The organism is Aliivibrio fischeri ATCC 7744 = JCM 18803 = DSM 507, from assembly GCF_023983475.1.
Taxonomy (GTDB): domain Bacteria; phylum Pseudomonadota; class Gammaproteobacteria; order Enterobacterales; family Vibrionaceae; genus Aliivibrio; species Aliivibrio fischeri.
Genome location: NZ_CP092713.1, coordinates 1,361,999 through 1,378,253, shown reverse-complemented (window position 1 = coordinate 1,378,253; position 16,255 = coordinate 1,361,999). Strand labels below are relative to the sequence as shown.

Below are 16,255 nucleotides of genomic sequence, written 5' to 3'. Positions count from 1 at the left end.
CTAGACACCAAATTTCATTTTCATTAATTCTTGAAAGTTTGAAACGATACGAAACGCATCTTTTAAATGCTGACGTTCAAAGCTACCAAATAAATCAGGCTGTAGTTGACTATCAATGGGAGTGTCATTTTGAATTGCTTTTAATTGGTGTTGGAAACGCAAGCGATTTGCATAATGATAAGTTTCATTGAGATCTTGATATGTTGAATCGTTAAGAACACCAACTTGGTGTAAAAATTCCATGCGCTCTGTGGTATTTAATGCAGTACCTTCTTGCAGTAGTGAATAAATACGGATGAAATCAACCATACAAGAAATGGCGGCTTTTTTGATGTTCAACACTTTATTATTGTTACCATCTTTTTCTAATACCAAATGTTTAAAGATGCCCAGTGGTGGGCGAGTTCTTAATGCATTACGTACCAGAGCTACGGTTAACTGCATATTATTGCTTACCAGTTCATGGCGGCAGGAATCAACCGATTCAAAGAGTGCTTCATCACCATAAATTGGACGAATTTCTAAAAATACATTGAGATTAAGTAATAATTCGTATTCAGGGTTATTACTCCATTTGCGGTAGTATTCTTGCCAGATCTCTGCTTTTTGGCACCATTTCGGTGTAGCTGCCATAAAGCGACCTTTGCATAAGGTGTAATCTAATTCTGAGAGTGCTTTACACACGTACATCGAGAAATGATTAAAATAGATTCTGTCGGATTCTGTCGCATCATCTGCAAGGATAATGGCATTGTCTTGATCTGATGCTAAATGAACTTCATTTCGAGCATGAGAGCCCGCGACGATCCATGTAAATTTACAAGGTGGCTGACCGAATTGTTCAATGGCAAGTTCGATTAACCGATACGTAAATGCATCATAAATCATACTCAATACTTGCCCAATAATACTTGGCGATGAATTGCTCTCCATCATTCCCTGAAACACAGTTCTTCTGTGTTTGGATAAATCAATTAATGTCGAGATGGAATCAGCGTGACGAATTTTATCCAGTAAAAAAATAGATTGAACACTGTCATTTTGAATTAAATGTTGTGGGGTGATGAAGCCTGTGACCTGCTTTTGATGGTTAAGCACAGGAATATTTTGAATATTATGCTTCATCATCAATTGAACAGCTGACATCACCAAGTCATCTTCATATACGGTATGAATTTCTTGAGTCATGATCGAGGAGATAGGGTCATGAACATTTTTTGCTTGAGCAACCACACGTTTCGTCATGTCCTTATCGGTGATCATCCCAATTAGACGTTTGTTTTCATCGACAATAAAAGCACACGAAACGCCAACGACATTACGCATTTGATGAGCAACTGCTTGAATGGTATCCATGGGAGAGGCAATCGCTATGGTTGAATCCGCAATATCACTGTTAGGGCGAAGGTAGTTTTGATGCGCATGCTGTTGGTTGTCTTGTTTACTATCCTGTGCACGCAAACGCGTTTTTAAACTTAAAGCAAGAGATGAAGCAACTTGAGGATAAGCCTCTACAGTTGCCATTAATGAGGTGTAATCAAAGCGATAAAGAAGCGTATTCTCTATAGCAAAAATGGAATAGCCAAACTCTGAGTCATTTTGCTGTAGGTTAAAACCAAAGATATCTTCAGAGCCTAGTTTGGCACGCAATGTTCCATCAAGATTATTCTGTTGTACTACACCTGTACGAATAATATAGAGATGGGTGGCGTTATCTTCATGAGAGATGGTTTCTTCAGGACCAAGTAATAAGATATCGACAGTTTGAGCAATATCATTGAGTGCTGTTTGTGGCAGTAAATCAAAAGGAGGTATTGTTTGTAAGAAGGAAACAATATTCGGGAGGAGTTCATTATTCATATTGTTCATACCTTCTTATTACGGTCTATTTTGATTGATAATGAGGTTATGCCTAATAAACATTGCAGGCTATTCATATTAATTGCAACCAACTGATAATTAATATGAATAGCCCCATCATTGGATGAGGCTAGAGAAGATTACCAGAATACTGAGTACAGCACTGCAAGAATAATCACAACAACGTAAGCGGCAATATTAAAATTACGTTCTGTCGCAAACATGGAAGAGTCTAATGCGATAGCTTTAGGATCATCATCATGATCTGAGTAACTTAGACTCGTGAATGCAATCACTGCCATAGTAAACAGAAGTGTGTATAGCATTTGATCCATAAACGGCATGTTTAATGGCATAAATTTTAAGAACAGTGCAAATGGGATTGATACTATTACACCAATAACGGCACCTTTACTGTTGGTTTTTTTCCAGAATAGACCTAGTAAGAATACCGCCAAGATACCTGGGCTTACTAAACCTGTGTATTCTTGAATATATTGGAATGCTTGACCAAGATTACTTAGCATTGGAGCGATTAAACAAGCGACAACTAAAGCCACGATAGCTGAAATACGACCCACATTTACAAGCTTGTGATCGCCTGCTTTTTTACCAACAAATTCTTTGTAGATATCCATTGTGAATATGGTAGCTGTTGAGTTCAGCATTGAAGCTAATGACGACACAATTGCTGCGGCTAATGCGGCAAATACAATACCTTTAAATCCAACAGGTAAGAATTGTGTTAGCCATGGATAAGCTTTATCTGCATGAGCAAGCGTAGGAACGTTGGACGTTGCAATACTTCCAAGTTGCGACATTAGCTCTGGAGAAGTGGTAATTACGTAAGCTGCGATCCCCGGAACGACGACTAGGAATGGCACGAGTAATTTTAAGAAAGCAGCGAAAATAATCCCTTTTTGAGCTTCCGCAATAGATTTAGCCGCTAATGTTCGTTGGATAATGTACTGGTTAAAGCCCCAGTAATATAGGTTTGCAACCCATAGACCACCAATAAGAACGGCAATACCTGGTAAGTTCATATATTGAGGATTACTTTGATCTAAAATCATTTCAAAGTGGCCTGGTGCGGCTGTCGCCATTTTTGATAAACCACTAAACCAACCGTCAGTACCACCGATGAAATCAACAGCCATGTAAGTGGTTAATAGACCACCAAGGATCAAGAAGAATACTTGAATTACGTCAGTCCAAACAACCGCTGATAACCCACCGTAAATAGAGTAGGCCAATGCAAATAATGCTAAGCCAATAATAGAATACATGAGTGGAATACCAAGGATCGTTTGCAGTGCAAGGCCGCCTAAGTATAGAACTGAGGTTAGGTTTACAAAGACATACAAGCAAATCCAAAATACCGCCAAAATGGTTTTTAAGTTTTTGTTAAAGCGTTTTTCTACAAATTCTGGAATCGTGTAGATGCCTTTATCGATAAAAATAGGCAAGAAATACTTACCAACAATGATTAAGGTTAGTGCTGCCATCCATTCATAGGAAGCAATCGCTAAACCTATAGAAAAGCCAGAGCCTGACATTCCAATAAATTGTTCCGCTGAAATATTAGCGGCGATTAACGATGAACCAACTGCCCACCAAGGTAGCGATTTCCCTGCGAGGAAATAATCTTCTGTACTTTTTTGAGAGCCTTTTTTATCTCTGGATACCCAGAGGCCAACGCCAATAATGATTGCTACATAGAGAGCAAAAACGATGATGTCGACAATACCTAATCCATTTTCTACATGAGACATTGTATTAACCTACCACTTATTGTTTTGATTTGAAGTTGGATTGTAAACGTTTACAATTTTCATGGTGGTGATAGCTGTCACAAAATGTTACAAATGGTATTATTTTCTTTGTTATTTTTTAAGTTGCTGTTTTTGTTTGGTTATATTGTGGTTTGCTGATTTTATTAGTTGTATTTATGTGGTTTTTTTGCTTTTATGTAAACGTTTACATTTTTTGAAACTGATCACGATATTATTTTAAAGGCACTGGTAAACTTTACTAAAATCTAGCAGGAAGAGTTAATCATGAAAGTATTAGTAACAGGCGGAATGGGTTATATCGGTAGCCACACATGTATTCAAATGATTGAAGCAGGTATTGAACCAATCATTTTAGATAACTTGGAAAACAGCAAAGTCGCAGTGCTTGATCGTATCGAAGCGTTAACTCAAATTCGTCCTGTCTTTTATCAGGGAGACATTCGTGATGAAGCCTTTCTAGATAGTATTTTTGCTGAGCATTCTATTTCATCTGTGATCCACTTTGCGGGATTAAAAGCTGTCGGTGAGTCTGTTGCTAAACCTCTAGAGTATTACGACAACAACGTAAATGGGTCATTGGTGTTAGCTCGTTCAATGCGAAAAGCGAATGTAAAAAGCATCGTATTTAGCTCATCAGCAACCGTCTATGGCGATCCTGCTATTGTTCCTATTACTGAAAACTCACCAACAGGGGCGACAACCAATCCTTATGGTCGCAGTAAATACATGGTTGAAGAGTGTTTCTCTGATCTGTTTGATGCAGAGAACGATTGGAGCATTACCTTACTTCGCTATTTCAACCCAGTAGGCGCACATCCATCTGGCACTATGGGCGAAGATCCTCAAGGTATCCCAAATAATTTAATGCCATTTATCGCACAAGTTGCTGTTGGCCGTCGTGAATCACTGTCTGTATTTGGTAATGATTACCCAACACCAGATGGCACCGGCGTTCGTGATTACATTCATGTGATGGATTTAGCGGATGGGCACATTGCCGCATTAAAAGCGGTGGGTGAAAAATCAGGCCTTCATATTTACAACTTAGGTACAGGTAAAGGCTCAAGTGTTTTAGAAATGGTTGAGGCGTTTGCAGAAGCTTCAGGTAAGCCAGTTCCTTATACCTTGTGTCCACGTCGTGCGGGTGATATTGCTGAATGTTGGGCAAGCACTGAAAAAGCAGAGAAAGAATTGGGCTGGAAAGCGACTCGCAATGTAATGGAAATGAGCGCGGATACATGGCGCTGGCAGTCGAATAATCCAAAGGGTTATTGAGATCTAAAAGATTAAGAGTTCAGAATTCAGATCAGTCGCAAGCTCCTTGGCAGAGTTCAGAGAAGAGCATGGTTAGAGCGACAAATATAAGTATCTGGGTTCATCTGTATTTTATTAAAAAGAATTGAGTATAAAAATTATGTCAAATGTTGAGTTTAACCCAGTAGATCATCCGCATCGCCGTTATAACCCTTTAACGGGTCAGTGGATTTTAGTATCACCACATCGTGCGAAACGTCCATGGAGTGGTCAAGATGAAAAGCCATCAACGGCTGAGTTACCACAATACGACAAAGGCTGTTTCTTGTGCCCAACCAATGATCGTATCTCAGGTGATACTAACCCAGATTATAAAGGCACTTACGTATTTGGTAATGACTTTGCTGCACTGATGACGGATTCACCTGAAGCGCCGCAATCGTCTAATCCGCTGTTTAAAACACAAGGGGTTCGTGGATTAAGTCGTGTTATCTGTTTTTCACCTGATCACAGCAAAACCTTACCAGAGCTGCCAGTTGGTCAAATTCGTAATGTGATTGACACCTGGAATGATCAAATTGAAGAGTTAGGAAAAGAGTACGTTTGGGTTCAAGCGTTTGAGAACAAAGGCGAGACAATGGGGTGTTCTCAACCGCATCCACACGGTCAAATCTGGGCAAACAGCTTCTTACCTAATGAGATTGAGCGCAAAGAAAAACATCTTAAAGAGTATTACCAAGAACACGGTTCAAACTTGTTGGTTGATTATGTTGAATCAGAACTAAAAGATGGCGAACGTACGGTAGTAGAAACAGAACATTGGATTGCTGTTGTCCCTTATTGGGCTGCATGGCCGTTTGAAACCATGCTACTACCAAAAACACACATTCGTCGTATGAGTGAATTAACGGACGAGCAACGTGATGATTTGGCATTAGCAATCAAAAAGCTAACCAGTCGTTACGACAACTTGTTCCAGTGCTCATTCCCATACTCAATGGGTTGGCATTATGCGCCTTTCTTTGAAGAGGGCACTGATATTGAACATTGGCAATTACACGCACTGTTTTATCCGCCACTGCTTCGTTCTGCATCGGTTCGTAAATTCATGGTGGGCTACGAAATGTTAGCCGAAAGCCAACGAGATTTAACCGCCGAGCAAGCCGCGCAAAAACTGCGTGATGTGAGCGATGTGCATTATAAGGATTAGGGACAAGGACGCTTCGCTAAAGGATTCAGGGGTATTTGTTGTGACTATGGTATCTAACGAAGGTCACCCTGAAACCTGCAAGGGAGCTTGCGACCGACCTAAAACCTAAAAATAAAATTCCCTACAAAATTTTGAGAACAAGACTATGACAAACCTAATTAAAAACGTAAAAGACGCATTCAACTCAGTACTTTCTTACGCTCCAACGCACATCGTTCAAGCGCCGGGCCGTGTGAACTTAATTGGTGAACACACTGATTACAATGACGGTTTCGTATTGCCTTGTGCGATCAATTACCAAACGGTTGTCGCTGCTGCAAAGCGTGATGACAATATCGTTCGTGTCGTATCGGTAGATTACGGTAATGAAACCGACGAGTTTGATATTACCCAAGAGATCACATTCCAAGAAAACAAAATGTGGTCGAATTACATTCGTGGCGTAGTGAAATGTTTAATTGGCCGTGGTTATGAGTTTAAAGGTGCGGATATTTCGGTATCGGGTAACGTACCACAAGGTGCTGGTCTTAGTTCATCGGCGGCGCTAGAAGTGGTTATTGGTCAGACGTTTAAAGAACTGTATAACCTAGACATCAGCCAAGCAGAAATCGCACTCAATGGTCAGCAAGCAGAGAACGAATTTGTTGGTTGTAACTGCGGCATTATGGACCAAATGATCTCAGCAGAAGGCAACGAAAACCACGCAATGTTATTAGATTGCCGTTCATTAGAAACCACAGCGGTATCAATGCCTGAAGATATGTCAGTGGTTATTATTAACTCAAATAAAAAACGTGGATTAGTGGATTCTGAATACAACACTCGCCGTGAACAGTGTGAAGAAGCGGCTCGTATCTTTGGTGTGAAAGCATTGCGTGATGTGACTATCGAAGAATTTAACGCAAAAGCACATGAATTGGATGAAATGGTTGCAAAACGTGCGCGCCACGTGATTACAGAAAATGATCGTACCGAAGAAGCGGCAAAAGTGTTAGCGTCAGGAGACATGAAACGCATGGCGGTTTTAATGGCCGAATCTCATGCCTCAATGCGTGATGATTTTGAAATCACGGTTAGCGAAGTTGACACCTTGGTTGATATCGTTAAAAACGTGATTGGCGCAGAAGGTGGCGTACGCATGACAGGTGGTGGTTTTGGTGGCTGTATTGTTGCCTTAGTTCCACCAATGTTAGTGGATGAAGTGAAAGCGGCCGTTAAAGAATTATATGAAGCGAAAACAGGCTTAAAAGAATCCATTTATGTTTGCCAAGCAACCAATGGTGCCGGTCTGGTTTTATAAGGAATAAAGATGACAGAACAATCAACATTGTTCGAAACCATGACTCAGGAGGCGGCCAGCGATGGTCGCCTTGCTCAGTTATTCGAACTGAAAAATCAACATGGAATGCGTGCCGTATTTATGGATATTGGCGCAACGTGGTTAAGTTGCAAAGTGCCGGTTAAAGGTCAATTACGTGAAGTGTTGTTAGGGCAGTCAACCATGGCTGATTTTTTAGAACAACAAAGTTATATGGGGGTCACTGTCGGCCGCTATGCAAATCGTATCGCAAATGGCCAATTTAAAATTGATGGTATTAAACATCAAGTTGAAACCAATCAAGCAGGAAACACCTTACACGGTGGGCCTGAAGGGTTTAATAAACGTCGTTGGAACGTGGTAGAAGTAACAGAAAACAGTGTTGAATTTGGTTTGGTATCATCAGATGGGGATCAAGGTTTTCCCGGTGATCTCGATGTTACCGTAAAATATCAACTTACCAATGATAATGAAGTAGCCATTAGCTACAAAGCAAAAACGAATAAGACAACGCCGATTAACTTAACTAATCATGCTTATTTTAATTTACTCGGGGCGGACAGTGAACACTTAGGGATAGATCATATCTTAAGTGTTAATTCGCAAGAGTTTGTACCAACGACAGAGTTTGGTATTCCTAAAGGGCAATGGAAACGAGTTAAAAACACGAATTTTGATTTCACTTCACCTAAAGTGATTTCGCAAGATTTCATGCTCGATAAAGACCAAGAAAAAGCCAAAGGGTACGATCACTCTTTTGTTCTTGATAAAGCGTGTTCTAAGGGAGATAGCGCTGCGAGTTTAACCTCTCCAGACAGTTTAGTCACCATGCATGTATTTACCACTAAGCCTGCAATGCAGCTGTATACTGGAAATTGGTTAGCTGGCACACCAAATCGAGTAGGAGGGGTGTATCAGGATTATTCTGGTATTGCATTAGAGACTCAATTCCTACCTGATGCGTTAAATCACCCAGAATGGGATCACCCAAGTGCCATTTTGCAACCAGATGAAACGTATCAACATCAAACTTGCTATCAATTTATTGTTTAATTAGATAGAAAAAAGGAGCGATTATTCGCTCCTTTTGATTTAGTACTTTTTATTACTGGTATTACGCATCAATTGCTTTGATTCTGAAGAACATTGCATAGAACAATGGAATAACGATTAACGTCAGGATTGTTGCAAATAATAAACCAAACATAATGGTTACAGCCATACTCTTGAAGAATGGGTCAATTAGCAATGGTGCAACCCCTAAGATAGTGGTCAATGCGCCAAGTAATACTGGTCGAGCACGACTTAAAGAGGCGTCGATAATAGCATTATATGGCAGCTTACCTTCTCTAATTTCAGCATCGGCTTGGTCTACTAATACAATGGCATTCTTCACCATCATACCAATTAAGCTTAAGAAACCTAATATCGCCATAAACTCAAATGGGGTTTGGAATATGATCAATCCAACCGTAACTCCAATGATAGCAAGTGGTGCTGTTAGCCAAATGACTAATGGCTGACGTAGCGCATTAAACATGAAAATAACCGATAAGATCATTGCAGCAAAACCATAAGGTGCTGAAATCACTAATCCTTCATTCGCATCTTTAGACGCTTTATATTCACCATACCAAATTAACTCATAACCTGATGGCAGCTCGATCGCTTCGATTTTTTGACGAACTTGATTAAATGCATCAGCGGTTAATACGCCTGGAGCGGGGTCCGCTTGCACCAGAATCGTTGGCATTCTATCAATACGGCGCAAAATCGCATCTTCCCAAACCACATCAGTGGATTCAACTAATTGGCTAACAGAAATAAAACCGCCAACAGCATGGCTGTATACTTCTGTGTTTTCAATTGCACGTTGGTGGCTTCGTTCTGTTTCTGGTGAACGTGCCACAATCGGGATAAGATCATTACCTTCACGGTAAACACCGACATTACGTCCAGATAAGGTCTGTGCAATGGCCTGGTTAATTTCTTGTGTTGTTAAGCCAAATTGTTGTGCTTTTTCTTCTGAATAACGAGGACGTAGCACGGGTACTTGTTGACGCCAATCATCTTGAACTGCAATCAATTGTGGATCATTTAGCATGATGGTTTTTGCTTGTTCCGCTAATTGACGAAGTACGGCACTGTCTGGACCTTTAAAGCCAGCTTCAATTTTTTTACCGCCCCCACGACCCAGCATGAATTTCCATACTTTGATTGATGCATCTGTGTATTTTTCATCAAGCTCACTTTGTAATTCTCCCAATAATGGCGCAATGTTTTGGTAATCATCAATATCAATTAATAATTGACCGTAACTTGGATTACGCGCCTCTGGTGAATAAGTCAGCATAAAGCGTAGACCACCGCCACCAACAAAACTGGTGATGTTAGTAATGCCTGCTTTTTGTTTTATGTCGTGCTCAATACTGGCAATAGTTTGCTCTGTACGTTTTATGTCTGAGCCTTGAGGTAAATACACATCAACCACAAATTGTGCGCGTTGAGATTCAGGCATAAAACCTGGTGGAATGTATTTTGCCCCATAAATAGAAGTAAATAAGACCATTAATAATAGGCTAAGGCTAATTACCCGGTGTTTGATTACCCAAGTTAATAATTGACGATACCAACGGCTTATACGGCCAACGGGGGCTTGTGTGTCTACCGGTTTTACTTTCAAAAAGTCATAACACAGCATCGGCGTAATGGTAACGGCAAATACCCAGCTTAGTAGCATGGAGTAAAGAATTACCCAAAATAGCGAACCTGCATATTCACCCATATCAGATGGTGATAAACCAATTGCACTGAATGCACAGATACCTACAACCGTACCGCCAAGTAGAGGCCATTTTGTCGCATTAACCACATCAGATACGATTTCATCTCGACTATCGTTTGGCGTTGTTTGTAAGCGAACTAAAATACCATCAGTTACTACAATGGCGTTATCCACTAACATCCCTAATGCGATGATTAAGGCACCTAATGAAATGCGTTGCATCGCAATGTCTTCAATTAGCATGATGCATAACGTACCAGCAACAGTTAATAGCAATACAAAGCCGATAATGATCCCTGAGCGAACGCCCATAAAGAGAAGAAGAACAATAAATACGATCACAACCGCAGCAATCAAGTTATCAATAAAGTTAGTAACCGAAGCTCGAACCGAATCTGATTGCATTGAAATAACATTTAGCTCAATACCTAAAGGACGCTGGTTTTCTAATTCAGCAATACGTGCTTTTACGGCATCACCCATATCAACCACGTTGCCACCTGCGACATTTGAGATACCAAACCCTACCGCTCGTTGACCATTATAGCGAACCATCATACTTTGCGGTTCTTGATACCCACGAGTTACCGTTGCAATATCACCTAAGCGAAGTACTGCATTGTTATCTCCAAGATTGATTTGCAGATTAATGAGATCATTAAACGAGTTCACATTTGAGCTTGGAATAACAGGGATACGCATTGAATCGGTCTCAATACTTCCTGCAACCGTTACCATGTTCTGCTTTTGCAATACTTGATACACTTTTTCTGCTGACACGCCAAACTTAGCCATACGCTCGCCAGACATTTCAATAAAAATGGTCTCTTGGCGTTCACCTAACGTGGCTGTTTTTGCTACACCGGGAACCAATACCAGTTCTCGTCGGAGATCATCAACATAATCTTGCAGCTGTTTATCACTAAACCCATCACCAGTCACTGCGAAGAATAGGGCATAAACATCTGAGAAATCATCATTAACGATGGATGAGCCCGCTCCCGGAGGTAACATGCGTTGTGCATCACCCACTTTTCGGCGCAGCTTATCCCATACTTGTTGCAGTGCGGCTTGACTGCCTGCAAATTCAAGTTTGATCTCAACTGTTACTTCAGACATGCCTTGTTTCGATACAGATTTTATTTCTTTCACTTCTTGAAGAGATTGAACCGCACCTTCAATGATATCAGTGACTTCATCTGAGACTTCTTGTGCTGTTGCACCTGAATAAGGAGTATTAATCACCGCTTGGCGAATCACAAATTCAGGATCTTCAAATCGTCCAAGTTTTAAGTAGCTTAAATAGCCACCAAATAAAATTAACGCAATAAGCACCCATACCGAGGTACGTTTAGCTATGGTGTAACGAGCGATATCCATACGTTATTCCTCAACCTGCGAAGAAAGCGTGTCAGTATATGCTCTCACTTCCATGTCTTCTTTTAAGCTAGAAGCACCTGCAATAATAATACGCTCACCAGTATGCAAACCATCGTTAATAACAATTCGATTGGAGACTAAAGTACCTGCGTTAATAGCACGCTTTTGAACTTTATTCTCTTGAGTTACCACCCATACAAATTGTCCGCCTTGATTATCCGGTACAACCGCTGTTAGTGGCACAGTGATGAGTAATGACGCTTGATCTTGTTCATCTGAATAAACCGGTACGACTTTCACCGTCATCCCTGGAAGTACATTAAAACCACGCAGATCTTCAAATTTAAGAACCACAAGATAAGTTTGCGTGATTGGATCCGCTTGCGTTCCATAAGTGCTTAGCACAAGAGGGAAGGTTTCATTACGAAGTGCACTGATTTGGGCCAGTGCTTTCGAGCCTTTTAAATTCCCTAACATTACGCTGTCAGGAATATTGATGAGTACTTCTAAATCATCAACATTATGAACCGTTAATACTGGGCTATTGGCTTGAATTTGAATGTGATTATCAATCATTTTTTTGCCAATTACACCATCAAATGGTGCATGTAACTGCGTATATTCAAGCTGGCGTTGTGCTTCATCTAAACGGTTTTTAGCTAGTTGATAACGAGTGGTTAAGGTATCTAAATCACTTTTTGCTATCGCTTGGCTTTTTTCATAAATGGCTTTGCCACGAGTGTATTCAGCTTTACTGTTTTTGTATTCAACACGAGCAGATTCTAGTGCTGTTTGTGCATCACGAGGATCAAGTTGAGCTAATAGTTGTCCTTTTTTAACTTGTTGACCTTCTTCAACCAACACATTGATCACACGACCGCTCATTCTAAACGCTAAATCTGCGCGTTGTGCAGAGCGAACTACGCCATTAAAACGCAGTTGTGCATTAGCACTAGGAGATACTATCTCAGTCAGTGCTGGTCTAATTGTTGGTTGTGAGATCTCTTTAGCTACTTCATTAGTGTCACAACCAGAAATTACCATGGAGCCAACAGCAAGACTTACTGCGATGGCCGTTTTTTTAATTAACATTAATGTAGAAGTGGTAGAACGCATTTACTCAGTCCTCATGAAAGAGCGATTAATCCAATAAATTGATTGAAAGAGTTTTACAGTTACAAAGTAAACTCTAGAGTTTATTTTATACGTAAAAAGCATAAAGTAAACTCAAAAGTATACATTTGTTTTTGGAATGGTTAGACTAGCTCATATAGATTGGAGGGAACATGCAAAAAAAATTGACAAGATCGCAACAAAAACACTTAGATATCATTAATGCAGCAAAAGAAGAATTTATTGAATTCGGCTTTTTAGCCGCGAATATGGATAGGATCACATCGTCTGCAGAAGTGTCTAAACGAACGCTTTATCGACATTTTGAAAGTAAAGAAGTGTTGTTTGAGTCAGTGCTCACCATTATTAATGATTCGGTGAATGAAAGTGTGTCTTATCATTTTGACTTTAAAAAAAGCATGGAAGAACAGTTAACTGAGATAGCTTACAAAGAAATTGATGTTCTTTATAAAACGTATGGTATTGCTTTAGCCCGTACGATTGTGATGGAGTTTTTACGTCAACCAGAGATGGCGAAGCACCTTATTCAAAATATTTACAGTATTCGTGCGATCACTCAGTGGTTTAGAAGTGCCATTGAGGCGAAAAGACTTAAAAATATCGACCCAAAGCAAATGACGGATGTGTATGTGAGCTTGTTTCAAGGATTGTTTTTTTGGCCTCAAGTGATGCATTTGGATGTTGAACCACAAGGGAAAGAACTAAGACAAAAAATAGAAACACTAACCACAATTTTCTTACAGAGTTATGGGGTTGCTGAGTAGACCATTTGTATAAAGATGTAAATATGGACCATATTCTTTGAATAATTAATGAGGGTAAGATCAAACTTAGCTGAGTTATTTTACGACAAAGTACTTAAGGCGATTATAGTTAATAATTATATCTACAAATAAAGTGCTAGGTTTTTTATGAATAATAATATGTCATTAAAGAAAAAGAGCATTCTCGCATTAGCTTGTTATGTTTGTTTTTTAATTACGGTTATTGGCAGTATTACTTATTATGTTGTTGAACCTCCTATTCGTGAAAATCTTGAAAACAATCTTAATTTACGAACTCAACTTTTAGCTAGGGAAATAGAGGATCCACTTAATCATTCTCTTTCCACATTGCATGCACTTGTTGGGGTGGCGGCAAGCGGTTACTCTATCGATGTTCTTGAAGATATGACTTATTCTGTTTTCAAAGAGAGCGACGATATTATTATTAGTGGTGGCATTTGGCCAGAACCCAATACATTGGAGCCATCCAAACAATTAGCTAGCATTTTTTATTCTCGTGATGAACGAGGAAAAATCACCTCTGTTAACGATTACAACATTCCTAGCAATACACCTTATCAACAAGAGTCATGGTATACATCGGTTTCACATGAAAACAGTAGCCATAATATTTCATGGTCTGAGGTTTACATTGATCCTTTTACCAAGCAGAAAATGATCACCGCTTCACAACCTTATTTTGAAAATAATCAATTTGTTGGTGTGGCAACCATTGATATTTCATTAAAAGGGTTAATCGGTGTTATTGAATCACAAGCTGAGAAGCATCAGTTAGGGATATCTGTCTACGATGGAAACACCACAATAGCAGAATACAAATTCGCTGTTGATGAAAGTATGTATGTTGTAGAGCTCTTTATGGATGATCTTCGTTGGGAGCTCAAGGTGGTCAATTCAGTTCTTACTGTAGCTGATGAGACTTTCGCTCAGGTTGTTGATATTGAATTAGGGATTGTGCCTATTTTATTGGCTTGTGTGATTTTAGCTTATTATTTTATTAATCGTAGTTTAATCAATCCAATAGTCCTGATTTCACAACAAGTAAATGAGAGAGAATCGAGTGAAAAAATCGATATAAATTATGGTTATAAAGATGAAATTGCTGATTTGATCTACTCTTTTAATCAAGAGACAGAATACTTAGAAATTGAAAAGTCAAAAGCAGAAGCGTTAGCTAAAGCAAAAAGTTCATTTTTAGCCAACATGTCTCATGAAATTCGAACACCTTTAAATGGCATTATTGGCATGTCAGACATCTTAACTGAAACCGATTTAACTCCGGTTCAATCAGAATATGTTGAAACTATTGATACTTCTTCGCAAACACTGCTTTTATTGATTAACGATATTCTTGATTTATCAAAAATAGAATCTGGGAATTTAGTTATTGTTCCTCAAGAATCGAATGTCGAAGAAGTTGCCTACGATACTCTGACGGTCATTTTGAGCAAAGCGACAGAAAAAGGCTTAGCACTACAAATTGACCTTGCTAATGATTTACCTGAACTCGTAATGCTTGATGAGCATCGATTGCGCCAAATACTGATGAACTTAATGTCTAATGCCGTTAAATTTACTCAGGATGGTGCGGTCATTTTGTCCATTAATTATCAACAGAAAGAGAATGGAAGAGGGTTATTATTCTTCTCTGTAAAAGATACGGGTATTGGGATCAGTAAAGATAAGTGTGAACAGATTTTTGAACCGTTTACGCAAGAAGATAGCTCAATAACTCGTCAATTTGGTGGGACTGGTCTAGGGTTGGCAATATGTCGCCAGTTAGTTGAAATGCTTGATGGTGAGTTGAAAGTTGATTCAGAAAAAGGGTTTGGAAGTAAATTTCATTTTATATTAGATGTTGAGGTGGTTGAACCTACACATAAAGGATTAGAACAATATGCTCAGTCCTCATGTGTCATTGTGAGTAATCATATGCTTTATGCAACTCAGCTTGAGATGGAATGTAAAAAATTGGGAATTAATAGCAGAATTGTCCAAAAGTTTGTTCCGCAGGATGATCTAATCAGCCAAAGTGATGTGGTTATTTATTGTCAAAAATCCTCTTCAGAAGCATTAAATCATGTGAGGCAAATGAATGAATATAAGCATCGACCAGCGATTATCATTTGTAAAAAGCATCAAGATGAAAAGGTGGATTTTGAACGTACAATTGAAGGTGTCATTACTTATCCATTACTTGGTAAACGTTTTTATAAGGTAATGAAGCAAGCGTTTATTGCAAGCCAATCGCATCAAGGGGTTATTTCAGAAGTAAAAACAAACGGTGATTCTGGATATGGTGAGATGATAGATTCACCTCATAACAGTAAGGATAATCTGGAAATAATAAAAACGGTTCTTGTTGTTGAAGATAACGCGATTAATCAAAAAGTTGCATCGTTGTTGCTTAAAAAAGCCGGTTTTTCTGTTGAAATAGCCAATAATGGACAAGAAGCATTAGATATGGTGATGAGTAAAACGTCACCCTATAGTTTAGTTTTAATGGACTGCATGATGCCGATAATGGATGGATTTGCGGCTACTGAAGCGATTAGGAAATGGGAAGAGAATCAAGAGCAGAAACGCTTACCTATTATTGCGTTAACAGCGAGTGTTTTCGTTGAAGATATTGATAAATGCTACCAATCGGGAATGGATGATTACGTAGCAAAACCATTTAGAAAAGAATTGATTTTAGAGAAATTAGAAGCGTATACATAATTAAATAATACGCTT

General features: G+C 39.3%; 10 protein-coding genes. 6 read left to right on the top strand and 4 right to left on the bottom strand.

Annotated elements, in window-relative coordinates:
• Together AVFI_RS19715 and AVFI_RS19710 are read right to left on the bottom strand one after the other, a co-directional pair.
• The gene (locus AVFI_RS19715; protein ID WP_188863487.1) at positions 1-1,860 is read right to left on the bottom strand and encodes a putative nucleotidyltransferase substrate binding domain-containing protein; all 1,860 of its coding nucleotides are present in this window, start codon (positions 1,858-1,860) and stop codon (positions 1-3) included.
• A 140-nt stretch (positions 1,861-2,000) separates the two neighbouring features.
• Entirely contained in the window at positions 2,001-3,632 is a 1,632-nt protein-coding gene (locus AVFI_RS19710) for a sodium/sugar symporter (protein WP_005422351.1), read from the bottom strand.
• Between the two features lie 285 nt (positions 3,633-3,917).
• Here AVFI_RS19710 and galE point away from each other — a divergent pair, with 285 nt between their 5' ends.
• The 4 genes from galE to galM all read left to right on the top strand — a co-directional run bounded on the left by galE (position 3,918) and on the right by galM (position 8,488).
• Positions 3,918-4,928 carry a UDP-glucose 4-epimerase GalE gene (gene galE, locus AVFI_RS19705; protein ID WP_054775513.1) on the top strand — a complete coding sequence of 337 codons (1,011 nt, stop codon included), beginning with the start codon at positions 3,918-3,920 and terminating at the stop codon, positions 4,926-4,928.
• 139 nt (positions 4,929-5,067) lie between these two features.
• Positions 5,068-6,117 carry a UDP-glucose--hexose-1-phosphate uridylyltransferase gene (locus AVFI_RS19700; RefSeq protein ID WP_012534637.1) on the top strand — a complete coding sequence of 350 codons (1,050 nt, stop codon included), beginning with the start codon at positions 5,068-5,070 and terminating at the stop codon, positions 6,115-6,117.
• Between the two features lie 145 nt (positions 6,118-6,262).
• Positions 6,263-7,417, top strand: a complete 1,155-nt coding sequence (gene galK, locus AVFI_RS19695) for a galactokinase (protein ID WP_054775514.1) — start codon at positions 6,263-6,265, stop codon at positions 7,415-7,417.
• A 9-nt stretch (positions 7,418-7,426) separates the two neighbouring features.
• Positions 7,427-8,488: a galactose-1-epimerase gene (gene galM, locus AVFI_RS19690; RefSeq protein ID WP_054775515.1), complete on the top strand. Its 1,062-nt coding sequence runs from the start codon at positions 7,427-7,429 to the stop codon at positions 8,486-8,488.
• Positions 8,489-8,549: 61 nt separating this feature from the next.
• Here the strand turns inward: galM and AVFI_RS19685 are convergent, their stop codons facing one another.
• A complete protein-coding gene (locus tag AVFI_RS19685; protein ID WP_054775516.1) occupies positions 8,550-11,600 on the bottom strand; it encodes an efflux RND transporter permease subunit in 3,051 nt (1,016 codons plus the stop codon).
• A 3-nt stretch (positions 11,601-11,603) separates the two neighbouring features.
• On the bottom strand, positions 11,604-12,716 hold the full coding sequence (locus AVFI_RS19680; RefSeq protein ID WP_054775517.1) for an efflux RND transporter periplasmic adaptor subunit: 1,113 nt from the start codon (positions 12,714-12,716) through the stop codon (positions 11,604-11,606).
• 170 nt (positions 12,717-12,886) lie between these two features.
• Here AVFI_RS19680 and AVFI_RS19675 point away from each other — a divergent pair, with 170 nt between their 5' ends.
• Positions 12,887-13,498 (top strand): TetR/AcrR family transcriptional regulator, encoded by a 612-nt coding sequence (locus AVFI_RS19675; RefSeq protein ID WP_065597380.1) that lies wholly within the window; start codon positions 12,887-12,889, stop codon positions 13,496-13,498.
• A gap of 147 nt (positions 13,499-13,645) precedes the next feature.
• Positions 13,646-16,240 carry an ATP-binding protein gene (locus AVFI_RS19670; protein WP_188863486.1) on the top strand — a complete coding sequence of 865 codons (2,595 nt, stop codon included), beginning with the start codon at positions 13,646-13,648 and terminating at the stop codon, positions 16,238-16,240.
• Positions 16,241-16,255: the final 15 nt, after the last annotated feature.